The following is a 24954-nucleotide window of genomic DNA, read 5'->3' as shown; positions in this document are numbered from 1 at the left end:
GAAGATCTCCGTCGATCAGAAGGTACGCCGTGCCCCGGTCCCGCACTCGTGCGGAACCGGGACTCGGCATATCAGGTGGTCAGGCCGATTACTTGGTGAGGACGATGTCGGTGAAGACCTCGTCGTTCACCGGGCTGGCCGGGTAGCTCTTCACGCGGGGGTCGAACGCCAGTGTCGGCGCCGGGTGCGCGAGCGGGACGCCGGGGATGAACTCGGCCACCATCTCGTTGATGTCCTCGTACAGCGGCGTCTGCTCCTCGAGCTTGGAGACGCCGCGCGCCTCGGTCAGCTTCTGGAACAGCTCCGGGTTGTCGAAGCCCCACTCGGAGCTCTTCTGCCCGAAGAAGACTCCGACGAAGTTGTCGGTGTCGTTGTAGTCGCCGGTCCATCCGAGGAGGTGGATGCCGTGCTCGGCAGTGCCGGTGGTGCGGTCGAGGTACTCGACCCACTCCTCGGAGACCGGGGTGGTCTCGACGCCGACCTCGGACAGCTGCGACGACAGAACGGTGTAGATCTGCTCGGGGTCCGGCATGTACGGACGCGAGACGTTGACCGGGTAGTTGAAGGTGAGCTTCAGCGGGTTGGCCTCGTCGTAGCCGGCCTCGGCGAGCAGCTCCTTGGCCTTCTCGGGGTCGTAGTCGAACGTCGTGACGTCGGGGTTGTACCCGTTGACGACCTCCGGCACGAACTGCGTCGCCTTCTGGGTGCCCTCGGGGAGCACCTGGCTGATGAGGGCGTCCTTGTCGACCGCGTACGACAGCGCTTCACGGACCTTCGGGTCCTGCAGCTCCGGGATCGCCTGGTTGAACGCCAGGTAGAGGATCGTGAACGGCGGGCGCGACACCATCGTGAAGCCGTCGTCGTCCAGCGCCTTGGTGTCGGCGGGGCCGACCAGGTCGTAGCCGTCGATCGAGCCGGACTCGAGCGCCTGGCGGCGAGCTGTCGGGTCGTCGATCGTGCGGAAGATGATCTCGTCGACCTGGCCTGCCTCGCCCCAGTAGTCGTCGTAGGCCTTGAGCGTGACCTGCTCGCCCGGCGCCCACTCGTCGAACTGGTACGGGCCGGTGCCGACCGGGTGCCCCATCGCGTACTCGGACAGCTGCGGTGCCTCGGCGGAGCCGGCGACCTCATCCGCACCGAACTCCTGCAGCGCCGAGGGGCTCTGCATCGCGAACGACGGGAGCGAGAGCGACGGGATGAAACCGGCGAACGGCTTGTTCAGCTCGATCGTGACCGAGTAGTCGCCATCGGGGGTGCACGACTTGTACACGGCATCGGCCGCGTTGGAGGCATACCCCTTGAACAGCTTGTTGTAGTAGTAGCCGAACGCCTCGGACGCGGCGAGACCGGTCCAGTTGAACCAGCGGTCGAAGTTGACGCAGACGGCCTCGGCGTTGAACGGGGTGCCGTCCTGGAAGGTCACGTCCTCCTTGAGGGTGAACGTGTGCGACATGCCGTCGTCCGACGACTTCCACTCCTCGGCGAGGAGCGGTGCCGGGTCTGCCGTGCCGGGCTTGGTGCCGACCAGTCCCTCGAAGATCTGGCGCGAGACACGGAAGCTCTCGCCGTCCTGAGCGAACGCGGGGTCGAGACTGGCCGGGTCGGAGGATGCCGCGAACACGAACGTGCCGTCGACATCGCCGCCGGCGTCCGAGCCGTCATCGCCTCGCTCGCTGGCGACACACCCTGCGAGGGCGATCGCGGCGATCGTGGCTCCGGTGACGGCGATGAGTCCTCGCCGACGCTTGACTGATTGGTGCATTGTGTGACCTTCCCTGTCGGGCGCTTCGTTGCGCGTCCCGAGGCTTCTTCGCCTCGGCGACGGTGATGACTCGACGGTACCCAGCAGATCGGCAGATGCCAAACCAATACACGTTGCAATCCGGTATCGGCGTGAGCCGCGTCGATCGGGTAGTGTCCAGACCGTGCCCGACTCCACCCCGCTCGCCGTCTGCTTCGGCGAGGGCATGGTCGCCCTCGTCGCCGCCACCGCCGGACCGCTGGAGGACTGCCGCACCTTCCATCGCTCCCTGGCCGGCGCCGAGTGGAACACCGCGATCGCCCTGGCCTCTGCGGGCATCCGGACATCGGTGCTCTCCCGCGTGGGCGACGACGGTTTCGGTCGCTTCCTCACCGCGGAGCTGCGCGCGCACGGCGTGGACGACGCGGCGGTTGAAGTCGACGATCAGGCCCCGACCGGGCTTTACGTGAAGGAGCTCTCCGCCCGCTCCGATGGGATCGTGGACGGGACGATGCACTACTACCGGGCGGGCTCCGCCGCCGCTGCTCTCTCACCCCGGACGCTGGTGACGCCGACGGCATCCGCCCTCCTCTCCGAGGCCGCGCTCGTGCACACCTCCGGGATCACGCCCGCCATCTCGGCATCCGCGCTGGCTGCCCAGGATGCGCTGTTCACGGACCGTCGTCCCGATCGGCTGGTGAGCTTCGACCTGAACTGGCGGCCCGCCCTGTGGCGTGGGCGTGAAGCGGAGGGCAAAGCGACCGTCTCGGACTTCGCCCGCCGCGCCGACATCGTGTTCTGCACCCGACCGGATGCCGAGGCCGTGTTCGGGACCGGCGACCCGCAGGAGCTGCGCGCGCTGTTCCCCCAGCCTCGATACCTGGCGGTCACCGATTCCCGCGGTGCCGTCGCCTTCGACGGCGAAGAGCGGGCGGAGAGTGACGCACTCGACGTGCCGGTGGTGGAGACGATCGGTGCGGGCGACGCGTTCGCAGCGGGATTCCTCGCCGGAGTGCTGACCGGCTTGTCCCTCACGGGGAGCGTCGCCCGCGGGCACCGCATCGCGACCCGGGCGCTCCTCAGCACTCGCGACCACGTCGACTGAGCCGCGCGCCGCGGCGGAGAACTCGCCGTGGGGCGGACCTCTGCCTCGGGCTTCTCCGCCCGACACGGGGGACTCCTCCCCACGCGGGGAGGCATGGGGTTCAGCTGCGGCGGCGGCGGGCGGGCACCGCGTCGTGGGTGCGCTGCAGCGACACGGCGACCGGTTCGCCCCGGTGCTGCACCACGCGCACGAACAGCACGTCGACCAGAGCGAGCTGGGCGATCCGGCTCGACATCGCCGCCATCCGGAACGGCGACTCGTGCGCGTGGGTGAGGAGCACCACATCCGCCGCGAGCGCCAGGGCGGACTCCGCGACGCTGGTGACGGCGACAGCCAGCGCGCCGGCGTCCCGGGCGACTTCGAGAGCACGCAGGGTCTCTGCAGTCTCACCGCCGTGCGAGAACGCGATCGCGACGTCGTCCGAGGTCCGCAGCGAGGCCGTCGTCACCGCGAGATGTGGATCCGGCGAATGCGAGACCGAGCACCCGATGCGCGACAGCTTCAGCAGCAGGTCCTGCGCCGTCAACGACGAAGCCGCCTGGCCGAAGAGATCGATGTGTCGGGCGTCGACCACCGCACGGGCGACCCGGTCAAGGGCAGCGGCATCGAGAGCGAGCGCGGTCTTCTCGATCGCGTCGATCTCCTGCGCGGCGAGTTTCGCGGCGATGGCCGTCGGCCCGTCGTCCGGATCGATGGCCGTCGTGTCCAGACCGAACCGCGCCTGCTGCGCCTGTTCCAGGGTGATCGCGCGCGCGACCGCCACGCGCAGCTCCCGGTAGCCGCTGTACCCCAGCGACTGGGAGAAACGGGCCACCGTCGACAGCGAGGTGCGGCAGAGCTGGGCGAGGTCGTTGATCGCCAGGTCGACGACGAGTGTCGGGTCGCCGAGGATCGTCTCCGCGACACGTGCCTCCGCCGCGCTCAGCTTCGAGAGCGAGCGCCGCACACGTGCCAGAACGTCATCGTCCATGGAGTGATCCTGTCCTCAGCCGGCGCTGGTCCTCTGCTGCACTGCGAAACGTCCGAGAAGCGCATCGCGAGCCATCTGCGCACCGAGCCTACTGGCCGCGGCGACCTCGACGGTCGGAAGCGGCAGCGCGTTCGCCGTCGGAAGACCGACGTTCACGACGACCGCTGCCGGATCGCGCACCGCCGCCCGCTCGACGAGAGCCCGCTGCGCGTCATCCGTGTCCGGTCGGTCGATCAGCAGCACCGTCGTGCCCGGGGCCGCGGTGACCTCTTCCAGCACGCGGTCCTGCTCGGCGAGCGGGGCGGATGCGACATCGAGCCGCACGCGCAGTCCTTCATCGGCAAGGGCGTTCGCGACATACGAGCCGGCGCTGTCGACCGCGAGCGTCGAGCGGCGACGGGCGTCGATCACGGCGAGCTCGGATGCCGTAGCGGGGGCATCGCCGGTGACCGTCAGGACGCGACGCACGATCTCCGCGGCGTCGAAGTCGTCGGCGGGTCCCTGGTCGCGGTCGGCGGCGGCCCGGAGCTTCGCAGCGAGGTCGGCGACCCGGCGGGCCGCCTCTTCGACGCGCTCGCGCGAGAGCGAGCCGTCGCGCAGTGCGGCGACGATCCCATCGCGGGTAGCGCGGAAGTCCCGTTCATCCTGGTCGGGGAGCGCGGCATCGCCCGGGTTGGTCGGGTTGCCGATGCAGAGCAGGTCGGCGCCGGCAGCGAGTGCCAGGGCCGCTCCCCCGCCGAGCCCGACCGTCTCGCGGATGGCGGCCATATCGAGCGCGTCGGTGATGATGACGCCGTCGTAACCCCAATCCCGCAGCATGCCCAGCACACGCGGGTTGAGTGTCGCGGGCTGCTCACCCCACGCGGGGACCACGATGTGCGCGGTCATCACCGCATCCACGCCGGCATCGACAGCGGCACGGAACGGCTCCAGGTGCACGCGTTCGAACTCGTCGAGGTCGAGCGTGATCTCCGGGAGCGAGTGGTGCGAGTCCATGTGGGTGTCGCCGTGACCCGGGAAGTGCTTGACGCATGCAGCGACCGCTGCGTCCTGGATGCCGTCGATCGTGGCGACGACGTGCCGCGAGACGAGTGCCTCGTCGTCGCCGAAGGCCCGCACGCCGATGACCGGGTTGCGGGGGTCGGTGTTGACGTCGGCGACCGGACCGAGCACGACGTTGGCGCCGACCGCGCGCACGCGTCGGGCGAGCTCCGCCCCGGTCTTCTCCGAGGCCACCAGGTCGTCGAGGAGACCCAGCTGAGCGGCTCCCGGGACCGTCGACCCCGTGGCGGATTCCAGGCGGGTGACGCTGCCGCCCTCCTCGTCGATGCCGATCAGGGCGTCGGGGTTCGCGTCGAGGATCGCCGCGCTGAGCGCCGGGAGGCCTTCGCCGACGTTCTGACCGAAGTACACGACCCCGGCCAGGCCGTCACGCAGCTCGGCGCGCAGCCACTCCGGCGCCTCGGTGCCGAAGAATCCCGGCCACAGCACCCCGTTCGCGAGGCGCTCGAGCTCGTCGGTCATCCCTTCACGGCTCCCGCGACCATGCCGGAGGCGAGCTTGCGCTGCACCAGCACGAAGAAGATCATGACCGGGACAGTGATGATGGTCGACGCCGCCATGATGCTGCCCCAGTCGTTGGAGTGCAGGCCGAAGAACGACTTGAGACCGATCGAGACCGTGTACTGGTCGGTCTGGGCACCCAGGATCGTCATCGCGAAGATGAACTCGTTCCACGCCGTGATGAAGCTGAAGATGCTCGTCGCGACGAGGCCGGGCATGACCAGCGGCAGCAGCACCGAGCGGAACATCCGCCACCAGCTGGCGCCGTCGATGTATGCGGCCTCCTCGAGCTCGACCGGGACGGCGGCGACGAATCCGCGCAGCATCCAGATGCCGAAGGCGAGCGACAGGGCGACGTAGACGACCATGAGGCCCAGGATGCTGTTGAGCAGTCCGAGGCTCTTGACCTGCAGGAACAGCGGGATGACGAGCGCCTCGAGCGGCACCATCTGCACCACGAGGATCATCATCAGGATCGTCGTGCGGAACTTGAACTTGAATCGCGCCACCGCGACAGCCGCGAGCAGACACACCAGGGCACTGACGAGCACGGTGACGAGGGCGACGATGGCCGAGTTGCGCAGGTAGGTGCCGAAGCCGCCGTCGGTGAGGACGAACGCGAAGTTGTCCCACGTGAACTCCTGCGGGATGAGCGACTGCCCACCGCTGGAGGCCTTGCCGTCGAATGCGCTGGAGACCATCCAGTAGACGGGGAAGAGCGTGAAGATCAGGACCGCGGCGACCGCGATGCCGAGTCCGATCCGGGAGCGGAGCCGAGGGCGCGGGTTCACAGCTCGTCCTCCTTCATGAGGGAGCGGATGTAGACGATCGTGATGCCGATCAGCACGAGCGTGAGCAGCACAGCGAGCGCCGCGCCGAAGCCGTAGCGGTTCTGCCCGAACGACTCCACGTAAGACCAGACGCCGAGGTTCAGCACCTGGCGGTTGCCGCCGCCTCCGCCGGGCATCAGGTAGACCTGCGCGAAGACCTTGAAGTCCCAGATGGTCGAGAGGATGATCACGACCGAGAACACGGGACGCAGCGTCGGGAAGATGATCTTCCAGAAGCGACGCCAGGCGCCGGCGCCGTCGAGAGCCGCCGCTTCGAGCATCTCCTTCGAGACGCCGAGGAGTCCGGCGAGCACCGTGATCGCCACGAACGGGAAGCCGTGGTGCACGACGTTGAGGAGCACAATGGCGTAGAAGGACCACTGGTTCGTGAACCAGTTGACCGGGTCGTCCATGAGCCCGAGGTCGGTGAGGACCTGATTGAAGATGCCGCGGTCGGCGTCGAAGATGAAGGTCCAGACGTAGGTGCCGGTCACGGCGGGCATCGCCCAGGCGACCATGATGCAGCTGGAGACGATGACGCGCCACGTGGTGCCGAGCCGCGCGAGCAGCAGGGCGACGAGCGTGCCGACGGCGACGGTGACGAACACCGCCACGGCGGCGAAGCCGACCGTGTTGGGCAGCACCACCGTCCAGAGAGTCGGGTTGGTGAGCGCCTCGACGTAGTTGTCGAGACCTATCCAGTTGCTCTCACCGGTGTTGATCTCGCGCAGGCCGTAATCCTGCAGCGAGTACATGAACACCTGGACGAGAGGCCAGAGCATGAGCACCGCGAGGATGACCAGCCCGGGCGCGAGAAGAAGCCAGGGGCGGGCCGCGACGATCGAGAGACCGCGTCGCTTCCGGCCGCCGGCCACGGAGGCGGAGGGGGACTCCGCCTTCGTGGCCGGCAGTGGCGCTTGCACCATCGACATGGAAGGGATGCTTCCTTACTGGTTGAGCAGTTCGGTCATCTCGGCGGAGGCGTCCTTCGTCGCAGTGGCGACGTCCTTCTGCCCGCTGAGGATGGCCTGGATCATGGAGTTGGTCGTCTTCTTCGCCTGGACGGCGCCGAAGTTCGGGGTGACCGGGACGGATGCTCCGCCGTCGACCATCTGCTCGGCGAACGGTGCGACCAGCGGGTCGGTCGAGGCGAGGGCCTCTTCCATCGCGGACTGCACGCCCGGGAAGTAGCCGGTCTCGTCCGACCACTGCTCGGCGAACTCACCGGTCGTGACGAGCTTCACGAACTCCCACGCCAGGTCGGCGTTCTTCGTCGTGTTGAAGATCGAGAGGTGCGATCCACCGAGCACCGACGGGGCGATGCCGCCGTCCTGGCCGGGGATGACCGCGGCGCCGATCTTGCCCTCGAGGTCGGGGTTCGCCTCGATGAGCGAGTTCGGCGTCCACGAGCCCGAGAGCATCATGGCGACGTTGCCCTGCGTGAACGCGTCACGAAGGTCGGTCTCCTTCCAGGTGGTGGCACCTGCGGAGGAGAAGCCGTGCTCGGTGGCGAGGCCGGTGTAGAACTCGATGCCGGCCTGCGACTCGGCGCTGTCGAGCTCGCTGGTCCAGGTGTCGCCGTCCTTCGTGGCGATCTCGCCGTCGGCGCCCCACACCCAGGGGTAGACCTGGAACTCGGCGTCGCCCGGAACCGGGAACGGCAGCATGTCGGGCTTGGCGGCCTTGATGGCGTCACCGGCTGCGACGATGTCATCCCACGTCTTCGGAGCCTCGAGACCGAGCTCCTCGAACACGTCGGCGCGGTACATGAGAGAGCGGACGCCGGCGTACCACGGCATGCCGTACAGCTCGTCTTCGTAGGTGCCGGCGACCTCGAGGCCCTCGACCAGGTCGTCGCGCAGACCCTTCTCGCCGTCGACGTACTCGTCGATCGGGAGGAGCGCGCCGGCGTCGGCGAACTCTGCGGTCCAGGTGGTGCCGGTCTCGGCGATGTCCGGAGTCGTGCCACCGGCGATGGAGGTCACGAAACGGTCGTGTGCGTCGGCCCACTGGATCTCATCGATCTTGACCGTCGCGCCGGTCTCCTTCTCGAAGGCTTCGGCGACGTCGTCATAGAAAGCCGTCGCGTCGGGGTTGGTGCCCTTCATGATCCAGACGGTGAGCTCCTTGCCCTCGCCGTCGGTGGAGCCGGTGTCACCGCCGCCGGCGCAGCCGGCGAGGGCGAGCGTGGCCACGGCGCCGAGCGCCACGGCCGGAAGAATGCGCTTGTGCATGCGGGGATCTCCTCTTTGAAAAGTCCAGGCGAATATCGGGTACTCACCGGGGGTTAGGAAAAAGTATCCACGACTAACTAATTACCTGCAAGTTCCTCTCACAATCGTCATGTGGCCGTAACATCAGCTTCAACGCGGGCTCTCCCAGGTGTTGCCCAGGCTCGACCTGCGCGGCGCCTGCAGGGTCCGCAGGTAGGCTCGCGGGCATGCGCCGCCACGACGAAGCCGACCGCTCCACGGTCGCGCGCCATGCGACTCTCCCCACTCCCGGGCCCGCCAAGGGCTTTCTCAAAATCGCCGGGATCACGCTGGGCGTCATCCTCGTCTCCGCGATCGCCGTCGCCGCGTTCGTCGTGACGGACTACTTCAACCGGTTCAGCGAGGGTGCCGTCACCCTCGAAGACGCCCCCGAGGTGGAGCCGCCCCAGATCGGCGCCTTCCCCGGTGAGTTCAGCATGCTCATCATCGGCACCGACGAGTGCGGCGAGGTCTCGACCGGGTTGCTCGGTGAGCGCTGCTCGGAGGCCGACGGCGGAATCCTCAACGACGTGAACCTGCTCGTGCACGTCTCGGCCGAGCCCCGCAACGTCACGGTGGTGTCGCTCCCCCGCGACCTGATGATCGAGACCCCGGAGTGCACCCTCCCCGACGGATCCGTCGCCTCGGCGACGAACAAGACGCAGATCAACTCGATCTTCCAGCGCGCCGGGCTCTCCTGCGTCGCGAAGACGGTCACCCAGCTCACGGGCATCGAGATCCCGTTCGCCGCGAAGATCGCCTTCGACGGAGTGATGGAGGTCACCGACGCGATCGGCGGAGTAGAGGTGTGCATCGGCGGAGAGGGCATCCGCGACCGACACACGGCTATCAACTGGGAGCCGGGGCCGCGCACGGTCTCGGGCTACGAAGCGCTCCAATTCATCCGCACCCGTCACGGTGTCGGCGACGAGAGCGACATGGCCCGCGTCTCGAACCAGCAGCAGTACATGTCTCGACTGGTGAAGAAGATCATGAGCGACGAGGTGCTCAGCGATCCGGGCAAGGTGCTGGGACTTGCCAACACCGTCGTCGACAACATCGACCCGAGCGACGAGCTGGCCAATCCCGTCCGGCTCGCTCAGCTCGCGCTCTCGATCAAGGACGTGCCCTTCTCGGACTTCGTCTTCCTGCAGTACCCGGTGTTCGGCGACCCCGACGACTCCGATCGGGTCGTCCCGAACTATGACGCGGCAGCCACCATCTGGGACGCGCTGAAGGCGGGTCAGCCCGTCCAGCTCACCGGCGACGTCAGCAACAACGGGGGCGTCGAACTCGTCGAACCCGCACCGGGCACCGAACCTGAGGTGCCGGCGACCCCGCCGTCCACGGACGCCCCGGCGACGCAGACCCCGGCGCCGCGCGCGACGCTCGACCCGGCCATCTCGGGCCAGACGGTGGATCAGGAGACCTGCGCAAACGGCAAGCTGCGCTGACCTTCTCACCCGACGCGTAGGCTCGGCCCATGGGCCGAAACCGATCGCGCGACACCGAGCACCCGCAGGTCCGCTTGGACCACGGCGGCATCGCCAGCATCGTGCCGTCGGAGTTCACCAGCGGGTTCGAGCTCATCGTGGACGACACCCCGCAGTCCCACGTCGACCTCGATGATCCGACCCACCTGCATTTCGAGTACATCGTGCGCATGGGCGCGGTGATCGATCAGCTTGCACCCGGGCCGCTGACGGCGGTGCACCTCGGCGCGGGCGCCCTCACGATCCCGCGGTACATCGACGCCACCCGACCGGGTTCCCGCCAGCAGGTCATCGAGCTCGAGGCACCGCTCGCCCAGCTGGTCCGCGAGCACCTGCCGCTCCCGAAGGGCGCGGCCATCCGCATCCGCATCGGCGACGCGCGGGAGGGAGTCAGCAAGCTGCCGAGCGCCCTGCAGGCGAGCTGCGACCTCGTCGTCTCGGACGTGTACTCCGGCGCACAGACCCCCGCCCACCTCACGAGCATCGAGTTCTACCGCGAGCTCTCCGCCCTGCTCGCTCCCGGCGGCGTGCTGCTCGTCAACGTCGCCGACGGCCCCGGACTCGCCTTCGCCCGCCGTCAGGCCGCGACGATCGCCGAGGTGCTGCCCGAGATCGGCATCCTGGCCGACACGCAGGTGCTCAAAGGACGGCGGTTCGGGAACCTCGTGATCGCGGCATCCGCCTCTCCCCTGCCGTCCGAGTGGCTGCCGCGGATGCTGGCGGCAGGCCCGCACCCGGCGAAGATCGCGCAGGGAGCCGAGGCCGAGGCTTTCCTGCAGGGAGCAAGAGTCGTCACGGATGCCGATGCCGTCGCGTCGCCTCGCCCCGACGCCTCGCTGTTCCTGCGCTGACCTCGGCCGGCTCTGCGCCCCGTGACGATCGACACGGACCCGCGCGGCGGTATGTCGCAGCTCGGATGCGCCGCCCAGGGCGCGCCGCCCCGTCGAGCACGCGACCGGAAGGCAGACTGGACGGGGACGCTGCGGAAGGAGAGCAATGAGTTTCATCCGGGGATACGACCAGGAGACGCTCCGCGAGAAGGTCGATCTCGATGAGTGCGCGGCCCGCCTCGCGGAGATCGAGTCGCAGCGCAGCCTGCCCGCTCTGCTGGAGCGCGTGTGGCTGCTGAAGGTGCTCGACCGTCTGGACGAGGCACTCGTGCTCGCCGACGAGACCGTGCGCCAGGCGCGCATGGCCGGCACGCGCAAGGATGTGCTGCGCGCGCGAGTGCTGCACGCGACGATCCTGCAATACCGGGGTGCGCACGCCGCCGCCGAGCAGGAGCTGGCCACCTGCGCGACCGAGGCCGAGGGCCAGCGCTGGCTGTCGATCGCGGCATTCGCGTATCAGCACCACGGCAAGAACGCCTTCGACGCGGGCGACTACGAGACCGCACGTGACAGCTTCAAGCAGTCGCTGTTCCTGCGGCGTGAATCCGGCGCAGAGGACAGCGAACTCGAAACCGTGCTGCTCGCGATCGAGGCGGCAGAACGCCGCCGTCCGTCTCAGCTCGTCGCGGGTTGAGCCTGCCCTCGACCACGAATGTCGGTCGCAGGGCATAATCTGGGCGCATGGCGGAACTCGACCGTGTGCGCGTCTGGGGCGAAGCACTGATCACGCTGCATCTCGATGACAGCTGGAGCTTCGGCTTCGACCACGCCAAGCGGCGGGCCGGACAATGCGACTACACGAAGAAGCGCATCACGGTCTCGCGCTACCTCGCCGCGCGCTTCGAAGACGACGAGATCCACCAGGTGCTGCTGCATGAGGTGGCGCACGCCCTCGCCGGACACGCGGCCGCGCATGGGCCGGCATGGAAGCGCGTCGCGCACGACCTCGGCTACGTCGGCGGAACGACGCACCACGGGGAGACCGCTGTCGAGCTCGCCCCCTGGGTGGGTCTGTGCCCGGCCGGCCACGTGACCTACCGGCATCGGCGGCCGACGAGGGCCACCTCGTGTGCACGCTGCTCGCGCACGTTCGACGCCCGGCACGTCTTCGCATGGACGCGGCGAGAGATCCCGTCCAACGTGCGACTCGCCGCCCAGATGCCGCGCTGACGCCGCTCAGCGCGGGAGGTCGTGGGAGTCCTCGGCCTCAGTCTCGGTCTCAGGAGCGACGGATTCCTCGTGCTCGTCCGATGCGGTGCGACGTCGGCGCAGCAGGGCGGTGATGGCCCGCCAGCCGACCAGGAACACACCGAGCACGATCGTGGCCACAATGATGAACGGGACCTCGGCGGCGTCGCCGCTGAGCACGCGGATGAGCATGCCCCCGGCGACCGTCACAACCCACACCACCGCGCCCCACAGCACCGACCACGGTCGACGGGGCCTGCCGGGGAGCAATGCCGCGAGGAGATGGCCGACCACCACGGCGATCAGGAACGGCCAGGCGGTGAGCAGGAACCCCGCCGGATTCTCATCGTGCGAGGCACGACCGATCGCAGCGAAGATGAGCACGAACACGATGTCGACGACGACGGCGGGGAGGTACCTCATGCCACGACCCTACGTCGCGACGCCCGAACGCCCGCATCCCGCGCGGTGTCGGGCGGAGATCCGCGTGTGGGGAGGAGAGTCCAACGACGGGTGGCCGCCCGACGGGGAGAAATCCGCCCGAGCGGCGAGGGCGCGTTTCGGCCGCGGAGCGAATGCGGCGCGGTTCACTCGAACCGGGTGAACGACCCATCGCGCAGCACCGGGACGACGTCGACGGCATCGAGCACGGCGGCATCCGTCGTCGATGTCGGGGTCAGGCCGGATGCCTCGATACGCGCCGTGGACACCACGCGCTCGGCCAGCTCGCGCCCGGATCCGCTCGCGCCGATCATGTGCCGCAGCGCGCCGCGGAGGGCACGGAACCCCTCGGCGGCGACCGCCGCGTCCGGCGAAGTGTGATCGATGCCCCGATCCGAGAGCGCCAGGATGATCGCCCCCGCACCGAGCTGATCCTCGACCGCAAAGCGCAGCGTGCCCGTGGCATCCGCCTCTCCCGCAGCGATGACCGCGACCGAGGTCCGCGCCTGTCGACGCTCCTGGATGGTCTGCACCGCCCGGGCGACGGCGGAGGCGTTGCGGATGCCGCCGACGAGGACGATCGCCTCCGGGGAGGCCGCGGCGGCGACCGCTGCACCGTTCCGCGACCATCCCTCGGCTTCGGCCAGACTCACGTCGCCTCCGGCGGCTGCGGCATCGATCACCGTGGACGAGAACCGCAGCACATCCACGACCACGACGATGTCGGCGGGTGCGAGACGGGCGAGGCCCGCGGTACCCCAGTCGAGACGGACCTGGTACGTGAACTGATCGAGCGGCGACGGCATCCGACCAGCCTAGAGCCGTCAGTCGGCCGCGAGCGCCTCGACCGGAGCCACCCGGGTGGCCAGGCGCGTGGGCGTGGCAGCAGCGACCAGCGTGAGCACCGCCGTGGCGACGACGATGATGGCGACGGGGATCCACGGGACCTGCGGGGCCACGAGCCCGGCGGGTGTGAAGTCCGGCAGCGTCGGCACCGAGCCGAGCAGCGACTGCGCCGCGATCCACCCGTACACGATGCCCAGCACGAGACCGGTCAGCGTCGCGGCCACCGTGATGTGCGTGGCCTCGAGCAGCACCATCCGCCGCACCTGTCGGTTCGACAGCCCGATCGAGCGGAGCAGGCCGAGCTCGCGGCGACGCTGCACCACACCGATCGTGAGCAGGTTGACGAGGCCGACGGCCGCGATGACGGCGGAGACGGCGACCAGCACCATCATGATCGCCGCGAAGGCGTCGAACGGAGCGAAGAACTCCTCCGGGATCTCGCCGGTCACCTGACTCATCATCAGACGCTTCGCGGACTCGAGCGCGACGGCGAACATGGTCACGAGCGTCACGCCCATCACCACGCCGATCGCCATCCGCGACGACCGCTCCGGATAGCGCAGCGCGTTCTCGGCGGCGAGACGGGCGGTGGCGCTGGAGCCGAACATCCGGCCCACCAGACGCAGCACCGGCGGCATGAACAGCACGGATCCGAGCGCCAGCCCGGTGAACGAGAGGACTCCGCCGAAGAAGGCGATGACGACGCCGAGCGGGGTCAGGAGTCCGACGACCACCCCCGCCGCGAGGAGCACGGCTCCGGTGATCAGCAGGATCCAGGCGCCGACGTGGCGGCCGGGCTTCCCGGACACCTCGTCGTGGGTCCGTTCGACGGATCCGCCCAGCGCCTGCAGCGGCGTCACCGACAGCACCCGGCGCGAGCCGGCCCACGCCGCAGCCCAGGTCGTGAGTGCGACACCGATCGCGGGCAGGGCGATGAACGGCTGTGCGAGCGAGAACGAATCCGGCACGTTGTCGATCAGCTGCGACCCGATCTGCACCCCGATCACGGCCAGCACGATGCCGACGAGCAGACCGATCGCGGCGCCGAGCAGACCGACGACGAGACCCTGCTTGCCGACCTGAGCCCGCTGCGAGCGCGCGGTCGCGCCGATCAGACGCATGAGGGCGATCTGCCGCGTGCGTCCGGCGATGATCGTCGAGAAGGTGTTCGCCGTGACGATCGCGGCCACGTACATCGCGACGACCGTCAGCAGCACCGACAGCAGGGCGACCACGAACGCGAGCGTCTCGCTGTCTCCGATGAAGGGATCGGCCTGCAGGACCGCGCCGATGTAGGCGGTGATCTCGACCAGAAGCACGCCGAACGCGGCCGACAGCGCGGCGACGAGGATGCTGGCGCCCATGCCCCGGTCGCGCAGCCAGGCCAGGCGGGGTCCGGTCGCCCGCGACTCGGGGACGACCGTCGCGACCGCGGTCATGCCGCCACCTCCGCGGCGAGCATGTAGGCGGAGATCTCCTCCGCGGTCTGACGCGGGTGGTCGGCGACGATCCGACCGTCGCCGAGGTAGAGCACGCGGTCGGCGTGGCTCGCGGCGATCGCGTCGTGCGTGACCATCGCGATGGATTGGCCGTGCTCACGGCTCGCAGTGGCGAGCAGGCGCAGCACCTCGCGCCCGGTCTTCGAGTCGAGGTTGCCGGTGGGCTCGTCCGCGAACACGAGGTCGGGGGCGGTCGCCAGGGCGCGGGCGATGGCCACGCGCTGCTGCTGCCCGCCGGACAGCTGGTGCGGGCGGTGGTTCAGGCGCGAGCCGAGCCCGAGCGACTCGATCAGTCCGTCGATGCGCGCGCGTTCGATCGCACTCGGGCGGCGGCCGTCGAGCTCGAACGGCAGCATGATGTTCCCGAGCGCATCGAGCGTGGGCACCAGGTTGAAGGCCTGGAAGATGAAGCCGACGCGGCGGCGGCGCAGGATCGTCAGGTCGATGTCGCCGAGGCCCGTGATCTCCGTGTCACCGATCCACGCGCGCCCTTCCGTCGGGCTGTCGAGCCCCGCCATGATGTGCATCAGGGTGGACTTGCCGGAACCGGAGGGCCCCATGATCGCGGTGAACTGTCCGCGGCGGATGCCCACGCTGACGTCATCGAGCGCACGGACGGTGCCTTCGCCCGAGCCGTAGGTCTTCTTCAAGTGCTGGACGCGGGCGGCGAGCCCCAGGTCGGTGGTCGTGATCTCCATGCCTTCGACGCTATTTCCCGAGCCTCGCGCCGGTCATCGCCCGACCGGAGCATCTGCGTACATCGCAGGGATGATCTGCAGCGCCCCGCCCTCTACGCTCGCCGACCGGCCCCTCTGTGTGCGAACCGGCCCCCTACGCACGTCCCCAAGGGGCCGGGCCGCACACAAGGGGCCGGGTCGGCATGGAGTGAGGGCGGAGAACAGCGCCGCGCGTCAGGCGAGGCCGTGCTCGAAGGCGAAGACCACCAGCTGCACACGGTCGCGCAGCGCGAGCTTGGTGAGGATGCGGCTGATGTGCGTCTTGACGGTCGCCTCGCTCAAGTACTCCCGGCCCGCGATCTCGGCGTTCGACAGGCCACGGGCGGCGAGCGCGAAGATCTCCTTCTCCCGGTCGGTGAGCGTGGAGTACTGCGGCGGGACGGGCTTGGGCGCCTCGGCGAAATGCGCGAACAGATCACGCGTCGCCGAGGCGGCGATCACACTCGAACCCGAATGCACGGTGCGGATCGCGGCGAGCAGGAACTCGGGGTCGGCGTCCTTGAGCAGGAAGCCGCTGGCTCCCTGCCGGATCGCGCGCGCGGCCGCCTCGTCGAGGTCGAACGTCGTGAGCATGACGATGCGCGGCGGCTCCGGCCGGGCGAGGATCTCTGCGGTCGCCGTGAGACCGTCCATGACCGGCATCCGGATGTCCATCAGCACCACGTCGGGCCGCGTCGCGCGGACGACGTCGAGCGCCTCCTGCCCGTTGCCGGCTTCGCCCACCACCTCCAGGTCGGTCTGCGAGGCGACGAGCATCCGGATGCCGGCACGGAACAGCGCCTGGTCGTCGACGAGCACGACTCTGATCATTCGGGGACTCCGATCGGGAGCGTGGCGTGGACGACGAACTGTGCCCCTCGGCGCTCGGCTTGCAGACTACCGCCGACGAGCTGCGCCCTCTCCTTCATCCCAATGACCCCGTGCCCTCCGGACGCGATCACGGTGTCCCGCGACACGGTGTTGCGCACATCGACGTCGACCCGATCCGGGAACCAGGCCAGGTGCACGTCGACGGCCCCGTCGCCGTGGCGGATCGCGTTGGTCAGCGCCTCCTGGAGGATGCGATACACCGCGAGCTGGATCGCGCCCGGCGGCTCGCCCGGAGGCATCGGGTCGACCGTGACGCGCGGTTCGATCCCCGCCTGCCGCACCTGTGCGAACAGGGCTTCGAGGTCGGCGAGCGTCGGCTGCGGGCCGTCGCCCTGTCTATGCCGGAGCTGCGTGAGCAGCATCCGCACGTCACTCAGCGCCCCGCGCGCCGTCTGCGCGATCGTGCCGAGCGCTTCCGTCGCCAACTCCGGTTTCGCCGCGGCCGCGTATCGCGCACCATCGGCCTGGGCGATGACGACGGCCAGGGAGTGCGCCACGATGTCGTGCATGTCGCGGGCGATGCGCACGCGCTCCTGCTCCTCGACCGCGAGGGACTCGGCCTGCAGCTGGGCGGCACGGGTGCGGCGTGCGCGCAGCACGACCCGCCACAGGAGTCCGCACACCCAGGCGAAGCCCAAGGCCATCACCGACACGACGAGAAGGAGAGTGCCGGCCGTCACCTTCTCCCATCCGGTGCCGGTGCCGAAAGCGACGCCGTTCACGACCACCATGTAGAGGGCGGCGACGAGTCCACCGACGAGAGCGGAGGCGAAGCCCCACCAGAGCACCCGCCTCGTGCCCCACGCCGCCGTGGCGTAGAGCACGAGCAGGATCGCGAAGTCGATCGGGAGCGGCCCGAAGCCGGCGATCATCTGCAGGATCGCCCCGGCCCAGGCGGCCGCCAGGGACCAGCCCGGCGCGAGTCTTCCGATCGCGACCCCGCCGAACATCAGCACGGCCGCGAACACGACCGCGACGACGGACGCGCCTCCGATCGCCGTGTTCCCGGTTCCCGGCCCGTAGAACACCAGCGACATCGGCAACAGGACGAGGAAGAGCAGCGCCGCCCCGACGATGTCGAGCGCGAGCGCCGTGCGGGAGAGCGGGCGGATCACTCCCCCACGCTACGCGAGCACACCGCACGGGACATCCGTCCGTGGATGTATCCCTGCGGTGTCGGTCAGGCGCGAGCGAGGATCTCGCCGTGAGGCACGAGGAACCAGCCGTCGCCGTCGTCGGCCCAGCGCTTCCATGCGTCGCTGATCTCCTGCAGATCGGCACGTGTGGCCATATCGCTGTCCACCAACTGCCGGGCGAGCGCGGACTCTAGGATGCGGTCCGCCCACATCCCGCCCCACCAGGCTCGCTCCGCGGGAGATGCATAGCACCAGGTGGATGCCGTCGCGGTGACGTCGTCGAACCCTGCGGCACGCGCCCAGGAGAGCAGTCGGCGACCGGCATCCGGCTCGCCGCCGTTCGCGCGGGCCGCCGCCCGGTACAGAGCCAGCCACCGATCGAGCTCGGGCAGGACCGGGAACCAGAGGAAGCCCGCGTAGTCGGCGTCGCGCGCGGCGACGATCCCACCGGGCACCGCCACGCGACGCATCTCCCGCAACGCCTGCACCGGGTCGCCGACATGCTGCAGCACCTGGTGCGCGTGCACGACGTCGAAGGAGTCGTCGGGGAAGCTGAGCGCGTGCACATCTTCGACCGAGAAGTCGAGGTTCTCGATGCCGCGGTCCGCCGCGAGGGCACGCGACAGCGACAGGGCGTTCTCGTCGATCTCGGTGGCGGTCACGTGCGCGACGACGCTGGCGAAGTCGACCGTGATCGAGCCCGGCCCCGCTCCGACGTCGAGGAGCCGGGTCGAGGCGGTGAGGTGCGGACGGAGGTAGGCCGCGGAATTCGCGATGTCGCGCACGTTGTGCGAGCGGAGAACTGATTCGTGGTGTCCGTGCGTGTACGAGGCCATGCTTCAGTCTGGCAGAGCACCCCCGTCGGCCAACTCGATCACCCTGTCGACCACCTGCCTCACCGATGGCGTCGACGCGTCGATCAGGGTCTCTCCCGCGCGCAGCGGCGATGCACGCTGACTCTCTCCGATCCCGACGATCCTCTCGATCTCTGCAGCCGATGCACCCAGCAGGTCGTCGCCGGCGAGGAGCGCGCCGTCGGCACCTTCCGCCCTCCGGACCGCATGGTCGCGGCGCGTGCGATCGTCGGCATCGAGGCGGAAGAAGCGGACGTCCGCTCGTGGGAAAGCCGCGCGCACTTCTGCCGGATCCGCTTCGAACGGCGCGACGGCGATCAGGGTCTGCGCGTCGACCGCCGCGAACACCTGGTGGAGGACGGCGGCATTCTCGACTCCGCTGAGCCGCCCCGCGTTCCAGGCGAAACTCAGCTGAGCCACGTCCACGAAGCCCGTGCGCTCGCCCGCACTCCACCGAGTGCGGGCCACTTCCCAACCCACCCGCGAGGCGCCGGAGCACCGCGGACCGGTGACCCAGATGACCCGCCCGGGCCCGTGCCCATCACGGTTCCCCTCTTCTGCTGCGGGCGCTGCGCCGGCGGCCCGGTGGTCGAGCACAGCCTCCACGATCTCCTCGATCGTCGACCGCTCCGTGTCCAGGCGTTGCCAGGCGGGGTGCGCCACCGTCGCCTCCGCAGTGCCGGCGGCGAGCGCGGCGGCGACCTGTTCGCGTTCCCACCGGCGGGGAGCCAGACGCTTCCGTCTCGTCTCCTCCCCCGCGTCGAGCCAGAGAGAAACCGTCGGATGCCCGTTCATCGGAGGCGGCTGGGTCGGATCGGCGACTCCGGACACGATGAGCCGCTCGACGCCCGCGTCGCGGAACCGTGCGGCGAGCCGGGCGAGTGCGGTCTCCTTCAGCGCCCAGCGGTCGGGGTCATCGGACGGAGCGGGATAGCACATGCCGAGCTGATCGATATCGAGATACCCGGTCGGCACTCCGTCAGACGCCAGACGCTGGGCGACAGCCCACGCGACGGCGCTCTTCCCGACTCCCGGCACTCCTGCCAGCCGCAACACATCCATGCGACCCAGTCTGGCAGCGGCTCTCAGTGCAGGTCTGCGACGGCCCGCCGGATGGCCTCGCGGTCGGGCTTGCCTGAAACCAGGACATCCATCTCGTCGACCAGGATGAGGCGGGACGGGCGGGCGTGCTTGCCGAGTTCGTCCGCCACGGCCTCCCGCGCCTGTGCGAGCTGCTCGGACTCACTGCGCCGCAGCACCTCGCCGCGCGCCGCGACGATCACCGATGCCTCGCCCCAGTGCTCGTCCTCCACGCCCACCACGACGGCCTCGTGCAGCCCCGGGATGCGCCGGACGATCCGTTCGACCCGATCGAGCGAGATGTTGATGCCCCCGGACACGATCACGTTGTCGGCGCGGCCGTGCACGCGCACCACCCCGTCTTCCACGAGCCCGAGATCGCCCGTGCGGTACCAGCGGATGCCGTGCTCGTCCCGCACGAAGGTGCGCGCCGTCAAGGAGGCGTCACCGAGATACCCCTCGGCGAGCATGGGCCCGGCGATACGCAGCTCCCCGTCGACCGTGCGCACGCCGACGGTGTCGAGCGGCACACCGTCGTAGACACAGCCACCACTGGTCTCGGTCGATCCGTAGGTGCGGACCACCCGGACACCCAGGTCGGCCGCGCGCTCGCGCAGCGGCTCCGGCAGAGACTGTCCGCCGACCAGGATCGCCCGGTACGCCGTCAGCGCGGCACGCACGGCCGTGTCGTCGGCGGCATCGAGCAACGTCGCGATCTGAGCCGGGACCAGCGACGTGTACAGATCGGGAACCCCCGCCCCCGGCGACGGACGCAGCATCGCCAGGGTCGCCTCGGCGAAGGATGCCGGCGAGAAGCGGCCGTCGAGCACGGCCGGCCTGGTGTCCGCGAGGATCGACCGCACGATCACCTGCAACCCTGCGACGTAGCCGGCGGGCAGAGCGAGCAACCAGCGCCCGCTCCCGATCCGCGCCGCGGTGGCCTCGGCACTCGCGCGCAGCGCCTCACCGCTCAGTGCGACCCGCTTCGGGATGCCGCTCGACCCGGAAGTCGCGATCACCGCCGCGATGCCGTCCGCCACGTTCTCGGGCGCGCCGGCCACCATGCCGAGTCCCAGCGCGGGTCCACCCTCGAGGGCGCGCTGCAATGCATCCCGCAGCAGATCCGGATCTTCGGCATCCGTGGGGATCAGGGCGGTCATGCGGATCTCCGACTCAGTAGTGCCAGGGGAACGACGACCAGTCGGCGTCGCGCTTCTCGAGGAAGGAGTCCCGGCCCTCGACGGCCTCATCGGTGCCGTAGGCCAGGCGGGTCGCCTCACCGGCGAACACCTGCTGGCCGACCAAGCCGTCGTCGACCGCGTTGAAGGCGAACTTCAGCATGCGGATCGCGGTGGGCGACTTGGTGAGCACGGTGCGCGCCATCTTCAGCGCCTCCCGCTCGAGTTCGGCGTGCGGCACGACACGGTTGACGGCACCGGCCTCGTAGGCACGCTGCGCCGAGTACTCCTCGGCCAGGAAGAAGACCTCGCGGGCGAACTTCTGTCCGGTCTGCCGGGCCATGTAGGCGGAGCCGTACCCGGCGTCGAAGCTGCCCACGTCGGCATCCGTCTGCTTGAACCGGGCCTCTTCGGCCGAGGCGATCGTGAGGTCGCACACCACGTGCAGGGAGTGCCCACCGCCGGCCGCCCAACCCGGGACGACCGCGATGACGACCTTGGGCATGAAGCGGATGAGCCGCTGCACCTCGAGGATGTGGAGGCGTCCGACCGCCGCGCGACTCGCGCCGTCGACGATCGCCGTCTCGGCATCCGAGTACTTGTACCCGTCGCGACCGCGGATGCGCTGGTCGCCGCCCGAGCAGAACGCCCACCCGCCGTCCTTCGGACTGGGGCCGTTGCCCGTGAGCAGCACTGCGCCGATGCGCGCATCCTGCCGGGCGATGTCGAGAGCGCGGTAGAGCTCGTCGACGGTGTGCGGCCGGAAGGCGTTGCGCACCTCCGGCCGGTTGAACGCGATGCGCGCGACCCCGCCGTCGTGCGACACGTGCGCGGTGATGTCGGTGTAGTCCTCGGCGCCGGGCGCGAGGACCCATTCGGCCGGGTCGAACAGGTCGGAGACGAATGCGGTGGTCACGGCATCAGCCTATTCCTCGGTCCGCGCCGAGCACGCAGGAAGCGCCGCCCCGATCGGGACGGCGCCTCCTCGACCGCACTGGTCAGCGGCGACCTGCGCGGACCGTCTTCCTCCAGCCGTCGACGATGTCCCAGCCGACGCCCACGGCGATGCCGAACCCCAGCAGCACGGCGAGGATGCGGAACACCCCGCCTTCGTCGGCCGATTCCGCCTGCCCTGCCGCGAATCCTTCTCCGCCGGCCGCGGTGACCTGCGCGAGGAACTCCGGATTCACCAGGTCACCGGTCAACAGCAGCACGAGCACCCAGGCGAGGAACGCGACGGCGAGGACCGTGTTCACCACGGCCAGTCCGGTGCTCCAGCGCCCCCGGCGGTAGAGCACGATCGCGAACACGGCCTCCGCGACGATGAGCAGGAACAGGACGCCGATGCCCCACGGCCACAGCTGCGGGTTCAAGATCGGCAACGTCTCGCCGTCGACGTGGACGAAGCCACGGTAGCGATCCCACAGGAGAGCGCCGATCGCGATGCCGAGGAAGACGAGCGAGGCGATCAGCTCGCTGCGCCCCACTCCCTTCTCCGTCGGCTCCGGCAGCTGGTCGACGTCCCACTTCTCGATCGCCGTCGCACTGCCGCTGCGTTCCAGGATCACGAACACGAGCGTCGTCCAGAAGCAGATGTGCAGGATCGCGCCACCGGTCGCGAGGATCGAGGTCGAGATGATCTCACCCACGGGGGCGTTGGAGATGGTCTGCCCCAGTGCGACGGCTCCGAGCACGCACACCGGCACGATCGTGAGCAGCAGCTTGAGCAGCCGCCACCAGGTCAGATAGAAGCGCGGGCCGATGAGGTACAGCGGGCGATCCGCATACCCGGCGGCGAGCGCTGCGGGGTCTCCGAGCTCGGTGAGGACGGAGCGTTCGGCGTCTTCCGGCGCCTCCCCTTGCTCGATCCGCGCCTCGATCGCATCGGCGATGGAGGCTTCGAGCTCGGCGCGGACGTCGTCCTGCGCCTCGGGCCGGAGGCTGCGGATGGTCGCGCTGATGTAACGCTCGGTGAGCGTGGCTGTGGTGGTCATGTCAGTTCTCCTCTGCTGTGAGGGACGCGATCGCCGTGGTGAGCGACCGCCATTCGTCGGTGAGGGTGTCGGCCAGGCGGATGCCGGCATCCGAGGTGCGGTAGAACTTGCGGGGCCTGGCCTCGTCGGTGTTCCACTCGCTCGTGAGGTACTCCTGCTTCTCGAGTCGACGGAGCAGCGGGTAGAGCGTGTTGGCGTCGGTCGCGAAGCCTCGCTGCTCCAGCTGCTCGAGCAACGAGTATCCGTAACCCGGCGCGCGCAGCAGCTGCAGGCAGGCGAGCACCACCGTGCCGCGCCGCAGTTCCTGCAGGTGCGTGTCGAGTGTCTCGTTCATGTCGATCACATTACTGTGCGTCACACACCATTGTCAACCACACATCTATGGCTGACACACTCCCGCTTCCCGTGATCGCCGAGCGCACGGCTTCTCCTCGAGCGCACGGCTTCGTCGCGTGCACAGGCCGTGCGCTCGACAGCAAGTCGTGCGCTCGGCAGAGGGCGGGGCGGGGGACACAGAGGGCGGGGCGGGGGCAGAGGGCGGGGCGTGCGGCGACTCACCCGAGAGGCGAACCGCGCGGGGAGGCCACGACGGAGCAGAATGGGCACATGATCCCGCCGCTCGCAGACCTGCTCGACTCGGCCAGGGTCGTCGCCCTCCCGATGCACAGCCGCTTCCGCGGAGTCGAGGTGCGGGAGGCGCTTCTCTTCGAGGGGCCGGAGGGGTGGGCGGAGTTCTCGCCGTTCACCGAGTACGACGACACCGAGGCGGCGACCTGGCTCGCTGCGGCGATCGACTTCGCGTGGCGGGAGCAGCCGGCGCCCGTGCGCGACAGGATCGGCGTGAACGCGACGATTCCCGCGGTGGATGCCGCCCAGGTCGCCGAGCTTCTGGAGCGGTTCCCCGGGTGCCGCACCGCCAAGGTCAAGGTCGCCGAACCAGGTCAGAGCCTCGCGGACGACGTGGCGAGGGTTCGCGCCGTGCGCGACGCGATGGGACCGGAGGGACGCATCCGCGTGGATGCCAACGGCGCCTGGAACGTCGATGAAGCCGAGCATGCCGTCCACGCCCTGTGCGAGTACGACCTGGAGTACGTGGAGCAGCCCTGCGCGACCGTGCCGGAACTCGCGGATCTGCGCAAGCGGGTCAAGTACATGGGTATCCCCGTCGCCGCCGACGAGAGCGTGCGAAAGTCATCCGACCCGCTCGCGGTCGCCCGCGCGGGTGCTGCCGATCTGCTCGTGATCAAGGCCCAGCCGCTCGGCGGCATCACGCACGCACTGCAGATCGTCACGGCGGCGGGCCTGCCGGTCGTCGTCTCGAGCGCGCTCGACACGGCGGTCGGTCTGTCCCAGGGAGCCGCACTCGCTGCAGCCCTCCCGACGCTGGATTACGACTGCGGACTCGGCACCGCCTCGCTGTCCCTCGACGACGTGGCGGACCGACGCCCGGTCGACGGCTCGATCTCGGCCGACCGCGTGACCCCCGACGACGGAGCGCTCGACCGACTCGCCGCCTCTGACGAACGCCGCGAATGGTGGCTCGCCCGTCTCGCCCGCTCCCACTACGAGTTGTCGAGCCGCGTGCGCTGAACTCGAAGCGGTCGCTGCGGCGAGCGCAACCGATCTCGGGCGACCTCCGCGCTCTACGACTCGATGATCAGCTGCACGAGCCGACCGAGCTGCTCGCTGCCGGCCTGCCGCAACTGGGCGTCGTCCTGGCCCGCCATCGCTCCGCGCACCGTCATGCCCTCCCAGAGGATCATGAGCATGCGCGCCGCGGTCTCGGCCGGCAGACGCAGCTTCAGCGCACTCACCGAGACGATGTCGTCGATGATCTGCGCGATGCTCGACACCATCTCGCTCTCCTGTGCGAGGTAGGCCTCGCCGAACTTCGCATCGCGTAGGGCTCGGATGCGGATCTCGCTCAGCAGCATCACGCCTAAGCGATCGTCGCCGCCGAGTTCCATGATCTGCTGCACGAGCTCGATGGGATCGCACCCCTCGACCAGGGCGCCCTCCGCCGTCAGCTCTTCGACGCGGGTGCGCACTCCGCTCACGCGCACCTCCGAGACGCTCGCGGCGAGCATGAGGAACAGCTCGTCCTTGGATTCGAAGTTGGAGTAGAACGCACCCCGGGTGAAGCCGGCTCGTTCACACACGGCCTCGACCGAGGCGCCGTCGAGACCGACCTCGGCGAAGACCTGCGCCGCTGCCTCGAGCAGCCGGGCGCGCGTGTTCTCACGGCTGCGGGTTGCGGGTGTCGACATCGAAACCTCCTGACCCTTCA

At 69.5% G+C, this 24954-nt stretch carries 25 protein-coding genes; 6 read left to right on the top strand and 19 right to left on the bottom strand.

The genetic code is table 11. From position 1 onward, the window contains the following. Positions 1 to 88 precede the first annotated feature (88 nt). Positions 89 to 1762 carry an ABC transporter substrate-binding protein gene (locus AC6CHX_RS11850; protein ID WP_498272976.1) on the bottom strand — a complete coding sequence of 558 codons (1674 nt, stop codon included), beginning with the start codon at positions 1760 to 1762 and terminating at the stop codon, positions 89 to 91. Positions 1763 to 1925: 163 nt separating this feature from the next. On the opposite strand from AC6CHX_RS11850, the gene AC6CHX_RS11845 reads away from it, so the two are divergent. After that, positions 1926 to 2846 carry a sugar kinase gene (locus AC6CHX_RS11845; RefSeq protein WP_498272975.1) on the top strand — a complete coding sequence of 307 codons (921 nt, stop codon included), beginning with the start codon at positions 1926 to 1928 and terminating at the stop codon, positions 2844 to 2846. 100 nt (positions 2847 to 2946) lie between these two features. Here the strand turns inward: AC6CHX_RS11845 and AC6CHX_RS11840 are convergent, their stop codons facing one another. The 5 genes from AC6CHX_RS11840 to AC6CHX_RS11820 are packed head-to-tail and all read right to left on the bottom strand — an operon-like array spanning position 2947 to position 8443. After that, entirely contained in the window at positions 2947 to 3816 is an 870-nt protein-coding gene (locus AC6CHX_RS11840; RefSeq protein WP_498272974.1) for a MurR/RpiR family transcriptional regulator, read from the bottom strand. 15 nt (positions 3817 to 3831) lie between these two features. Beyond that, the gene (locus AC6CHX_RS11835; protein ID WP_498272973.1) at positions 3832 to 5340 is read right to left on the bottom strand and encodes a glycoside hydrolase family 3 protein; all 1509 of its coding nucleotides are present in this window, start codon (positions 5338 to 5340) and stop codon (positions 3832 to 3834) included. Further along, complete coding sequence (locus tag AC6CHX_RS11830; protein WP_136042923.1) at positions 5337 to 6170, bottom strand: carbohydrate ABC transporter permease; 834 nt, start codon at positions 6168 to 6170, stop codon at positions 5337 to 5339. The genes AC6CHX_RS11835 and AC6CHX_RS11830 overlap by 4 nt, the downstream gene beginning before the upstream one ends. Next, positions 6167 to 7141, bottom strand: coding sequence for a carbohydrate ABC transporter permease (locus AC6CHX_RS11825; protein ID WP_498272972.1), 975 nt, complete (start codon positions 7139 to 7141; stop codon positions 6167 to 6169). The genes AC6CHX_RS11830 and AC6CHX_RS11825 overlap by 4 nt, the downstream gene beginning before the upstream one ends. A 15-nt stretch (positions 7142 to 7156) precedes the next feature. Further along, positions 7157 to 8443: a sugar ABC transporter substrate-binding protein gene (locus tag AC6CHX_RS11820; protein ID WP_091035297.1), complete on the bottom strand. Its 1287-nt coding sequence runs from the start codon at positions 8441 to 8443 to the stop codon at positions 7157 to 7159. A 206-nt stretch (positions 8444 to 8649) separates the two neighbouring features. On the opposite strand from AC6CHX_RS11820, the gene AC6CHX_RS11815 reads away from it, so the two are divergent. From AC6CHX_RS11815 to AC6CHX_RS11800, 4 genes are all read left to right on the top strand, one after another. Next, positions 8650 to 9915, top strand: coding sequence for an LCP family protein (locus tag AC6CHX_RS11815; RefSeq protein WP_498272971.1), 1266 nt, complete (start codon positions 8650 to 8652; stop codon positions 9913 to 9915). Positions 9916 to 9944: 29 nt separating this feature from the next. Further along, positions 9945 to 10805, top strand: a complete 861-nt coding sequence (locus AC6CHX_RS11810) for a spermidine synthase (RefSeq protein ID WP_498272970.1) — start codon at positions 9945 to 9947, stop codon at positions 10803 to 10805. Between the two features lie 145 nt (positions 10806 to 10950). Continuing rightward, positions 10951 to 11478: a hypothetical protein gene (locus AC6CHX_RS11805; protein ID WP_498272969.1), complete on the top strand. Its 528-nt coding sequence runs from the start codon at positions 10951 to 10953 to the stop codon at positions 11476 to 11478. Between the two features lie 47 nt (positions 11479 to 11525). Then, positions 11526 to 12014 carry a SprT-like domain-containing protein gene (locus tag AC6CHX_RS11800; RefSeq protein ID WP_498272968.1) on the top strand — a complete coding sequence of 163 codons (489 nt, stop codon included), beginning with the start codon at positions 11526 to 11528 and terminating at the stop codon, positions 12012 to 12014. A gap of 6 nt (positions 12015 to 12020) precedes the next feature. On the opposite strand, the gene AC6CHX_RS11795 is transcribed toward AC6CHX_RS11800, so the two are convergent. The 12 genes from AC6CHX_RS11795 to AC6CHX_RS11740 form a co-directional block, all read right to left on the bottom strand. Then, entirely contained in the window at positions 12021 to 12455 is a 435-nt protein-coding gene (locus AC6CHX_RS11795) for a DUF3054 domain-containing protein (RefSeq protein WP_498272967.1), read from the bottom strand. 164 nt (positions 12456 to 12619) lie between these two features. After that, entirely contained in the window at positions 12620 to 13279 is a 660-nt protein-coding gene (locus AC6CHX_RS11790; RefSeq protein ID WP_498272966.1) for a 2-phosphosulfolactate phosphatase, read from the bottom strand. A gap of 18 nt (positions 13280 to 13297) precedes the next feature. Next, entirely contained in the window at positions 13298 to 14758 is a 1461-nt protein-coding gene (locus tag AC6CHX_RS11785) for an ABC transporter permease (RefSeq protein ID WP_452326082.1), read from the bottom strand. Beyond that, positions 14755 to 15516 carry an ABC transporter ATP-binding protein gene (locus tag AC6CHX_RS11780; RefSeq protein WP_136042932.1) on the bottom strand — a complete coding sequence of 254 codons (762 nt, stop codon included), beginning with the start codon at positions 15514 to 15516 and terminating at the stop codon, positions 14755 to 14757. Before AC6CHX_RS11780 ends, AC6CHX_RS11785 begins: the two co-directional genes overlap by 4 nt. Positions 15517 to 15729: 213 nt before the next feature. Then, complete coding sequence (locus tag AC6CHX_RS11775) at positions 15730 to 16365, bottom strand: response regulator (protein ID WP_136042933.1); 636 nt, start codon at positions 16363 to 16365, stop codon at positions 15730 to 15732. Further along, entirely contained in the window at positions 16362 to 17540 is a 1179-nt protein-coding gene (locus tag AC6CHX_RS11770; RefSeq protein ID WP_498272965.1) for a sensor histidine kinase, read from the bottom strand. The genes AC6CHX_RS11775 and AC6CHX_RS11770 overlap by 4 nt, the downstream gene beginning before the upstream one ends. Before the next feature lie 65 nt (positions 17541 to 17605). After that, positions 17606 to 18397, bottom strand: coding sequence for a class I SAM-dependent methyltransferase (locus tag AC6CHX_RS11765; protein WP_498272964.1), 792 nt, complete (start codon positions 18395 to 18397; stop codon positions 17606 to 17608). Positions 18398 to 18400: 3 nt separating this feature from the next. Beyond that, positions 18401 to 19477 carry a DEAD/DEAH box helicase family protein gene (locus AC6CHX_RS11760; RefSeq protein WP_498272963.1) on the bottom strand — a complete coding sequence of 359 codons (1077 nt, stop codon included), beginning with the start codon at positions 19475 to 19477 and terminating at the stop codon, positions 18401 to 18403. 23 nt (positions 19478 to 19500) lie between these two features. Beyond that, the gene (locus tag AC6CHX_RS11755; protein ID WP_498272962.1) at positions 19501 to 20655 is read right to left on the bottom strand and encodes an AMP-binding protein; all 1155 of its coding nucleotides are present in this window, start codon (positions 20653 to 20655) and stop codon (positions 19501 to 19503) included. Positions 20656 to 20668: 13 nt separating this feature from the next. Further along, the gene (locus AC6CHX_RS11750; protein ID WP_498272961.1) at positions 20669 to 21589 is read right to left on the bottom strand and encodes a 1,4-dihydroxy-2-naphthoyl-CoA synthase; all 921 of its coding nucleotides are present in this window, start codon (positions 21587 to 21589) and stop codon (positions 20669 to 20671) included. 82 nt (positions 21590 to 21671) lie between these two features. Then, positions 21672 to 22667 (bottom strand): permease prefix domain 1-containing protein, encoded by a 996-nt coding sequence (locus tag AC6CHX_RS11745; RefSeq protein WP_136042939.1) that lies wholly within the window; start codon positions 22665 to 22667, stop codon positions 21672 to 21674. Position 22668: 1 nt separating this feature from the next. Continuing rightward, complete coding sequence (locus AC6CHX_RS11740; RefSeq protein WP_136042940.1) at positions 22669 to 23001, bottom strand: PadR family transcriptional regulator; 333 nt, start codon at positions 22999 to 23001, stop codon at positions 22669 to 22671. A gap of 272 nt (positions 23002 to 23273) precedes the next feature. Between AC6CHX_RS11740 and AC6CHX_RS11735 the strand changes: the two genes are divergently transcribed. Then, positions 23274 to 24257 (top strand): o-succinylbenzoate synthase, encoded by a 984-nt coding sequence (locus AC6CHX_RS11735; protein WP_498272960.1) that lies wholly within the window; start codon positions 23274 to 23276, stop codon positions 24255 to 24257. Positions 24258 to 24310: 53 nt separating this feature from the next. Here the strand turns inward: AC6CHX_RS11735 and AC6CHX_RS11730 are convergent, their stop codons facing one another. Beyond that, a complete protein-coding gene (locus AC6CHX_RS11730) occupies positions 24311 to 24934 on the bottom strand; it encodes a TetR/AcrR family transcriptional regulator (protein WP_376103514.1) in 624 nt (207 codons plus the stop codon). Between the last annotated feature and the right edge of the window lie 20 nt (positions 24935 to 24954).

The organism is Microbacterium sp. GQ128 (genome assembly GCF_059758615.1).
Note: the sequence above shows the minus strand (reverse complement) of the source record. Positions and strands in the feature narration are given on the sequence as shown.

What these genes read in the sequence shown, in the direction of transcription:
- AC6CHX_RS11780 (WP_136042932.1), bottom strand. Translation starts at nt 15,516, where the DNA reads ATGGAGATCACGACCACCGACCTGGGGCTCGCCGCCCGCGTCCAGCAC.
- AC6CHX_RS11790 (WP_498272966.1), bottom strand. Translation starts at nt 13,279, where the DNA reads ATGCCGTCGCCGCTCGATCAGTTCACGTACCAGGTCCGTCTCGACTGG.
- AC6CHX_RS11730 (WP_376103514.1), bottom strand. Translation starts at nt 24,934, where the DNA reads ATGTCGACACCCGCAACCCGCAGCCGTGAGAACACGCGCGCCCGGCTG.
- AC6CHX_RS11760 (WP_498272963.1), bottom strand. Translation starts at nt 19,477, where the DNA reads ATGGATGTGTTGCGGCTGGCAGGAGTGCCGGGAGTCGGGAAGAGCGCC.
- AC6CHX_RS11775 (WP_136042933.1), bottom strand. Translation starts at nt 16,365, where the DNA reads ATGATCAGAGTCGTGCTCGTCGACGACCAGGCGCTGTTCCGTGCCGGC.
- AC6CHX_RS11850 (WP_498272976.1), bottom strand. Translation starts at nt 1,762, where the DNA reads ATGCACCAATCAGTCAAGCGTCGGCGAGGACTCATCGCCGTCACCGGA.
- AC6CHX_RS11745 (WP_136042939.1), bottom strand. Translation starts at nt 22,667, where the DNA reads ATGACCACCACAGCCACGCTCACCGAGCGTTACATCAGCGCGACCATC.
- AC6CHX_RS11835 (WP_498272973.1), bottom strand. Translation starts at nt 5,340, where the DNA reads ATGACCGACGAGCTCGAGCGCCTCGCGAACGGGGTGCTGTGGCCGGGA.
- AC6CHX_RS11840 (WP_498272974.1), bottom strand. Translation starts at nt 3,816, where the DNA reads ATGGACGATGACGTTCTGGCACGTGTGCGGCGCTCGCTCTCGAAGCTG.
- AC6CHX_RS11815 (WP_498272971.1), top strand. Translation starts at nt 8,650, where the DNA reads ATGCGCCGCCACGACGAAGCCGACCGCTCCACGGTCGCGCGCCATGCG.
- AC6CHX_RS11820 (WP_091035297.1), bottom strand. Translation starts at nt 8,443, where the DNA reads ATGCACAAGCGCATTCTTCCGGCCGTGGCGCTCGGCGCCGTGGCCACG.
- AC6CHX_RS11740 (WP_136042940.1), bottom strand. Translation starts at nt 23,001, where the DNA reads ATGAACGAGACACTCGACACGCACCTGCAGGAACTGCGGCGCGGCACG.
- AC6CHX_RS11735 (WP_498272960.1), top strand. Translation starts at nt 23,274, where the DNA reads ATGATCCCGCCGCTCGCAGACCTGCTCGACTCGGCCAGGGTCGTCGCC.
- AC6CHX_RS11785 (WP_452326082.1), bottom strand. Translation starts at nt 14,758, where the DNA reads ATGACCGCGGTCGCGACGGTCGTCCCCGAGTCGCGGGCGACCGGACCC.
- AC6CHX_RS11795 (WP_498272967.1), bottom strand. Translation starts at nt 12,455, where the DNA reads ATGAGGTACCTCCCCGCCGTCGTCGTCGACATCGTGTTCGTGCTCATC.
- AC6CHX_RS11765 (WP_498272964.1), bottom strand. Translation starts at nt 18,397, where the DNA reads ATGGCCTCGTACACGCACGGACACCACGAATCAGTTCTCCGCTCGCAC.
- AC6CHX_RS11800 (WP_498272968.1), top strand. Translation starts at nt 11,526, where the DNA reads ATGGCGGAACTCGACCGTGTGCGCGTCTGGGGCGAAGCACTGATCACG.
- AC6CHX_RS11805 (WP_498272969.1), top strand. Translation starts at nt 10,951, where the DNA reads ATGAGTTTCATCCGGGGATACGACCAGGAGACGCTCCGCGAGAAGGTC.
- AC6CHX_RS11825 (WP_498272972.1), bottom strand. Translation starts at nt 7,141, where the DNA reads ATGTCGATGGTGCAAGCGCCACTGCCGGCCACGAAGGCGGAGTCCCCC.
- AC6CHX_RS11755 (WP_498272962.1), bottom strand. Translation starts at nt 20,655, where the DNA reads ATGACCGCCCTGATCCCCACGGATGCCGAAGATCCGGATCTGCTGCGG.
- AC6CHX_RS11810 (WP_498272970.1), top strand. Translation starts at nt 9,945, where the DNA reads ATGGGCCGAAACCGATCGCGCGACACCGAGCACCCGCAGGTCCGCTTG.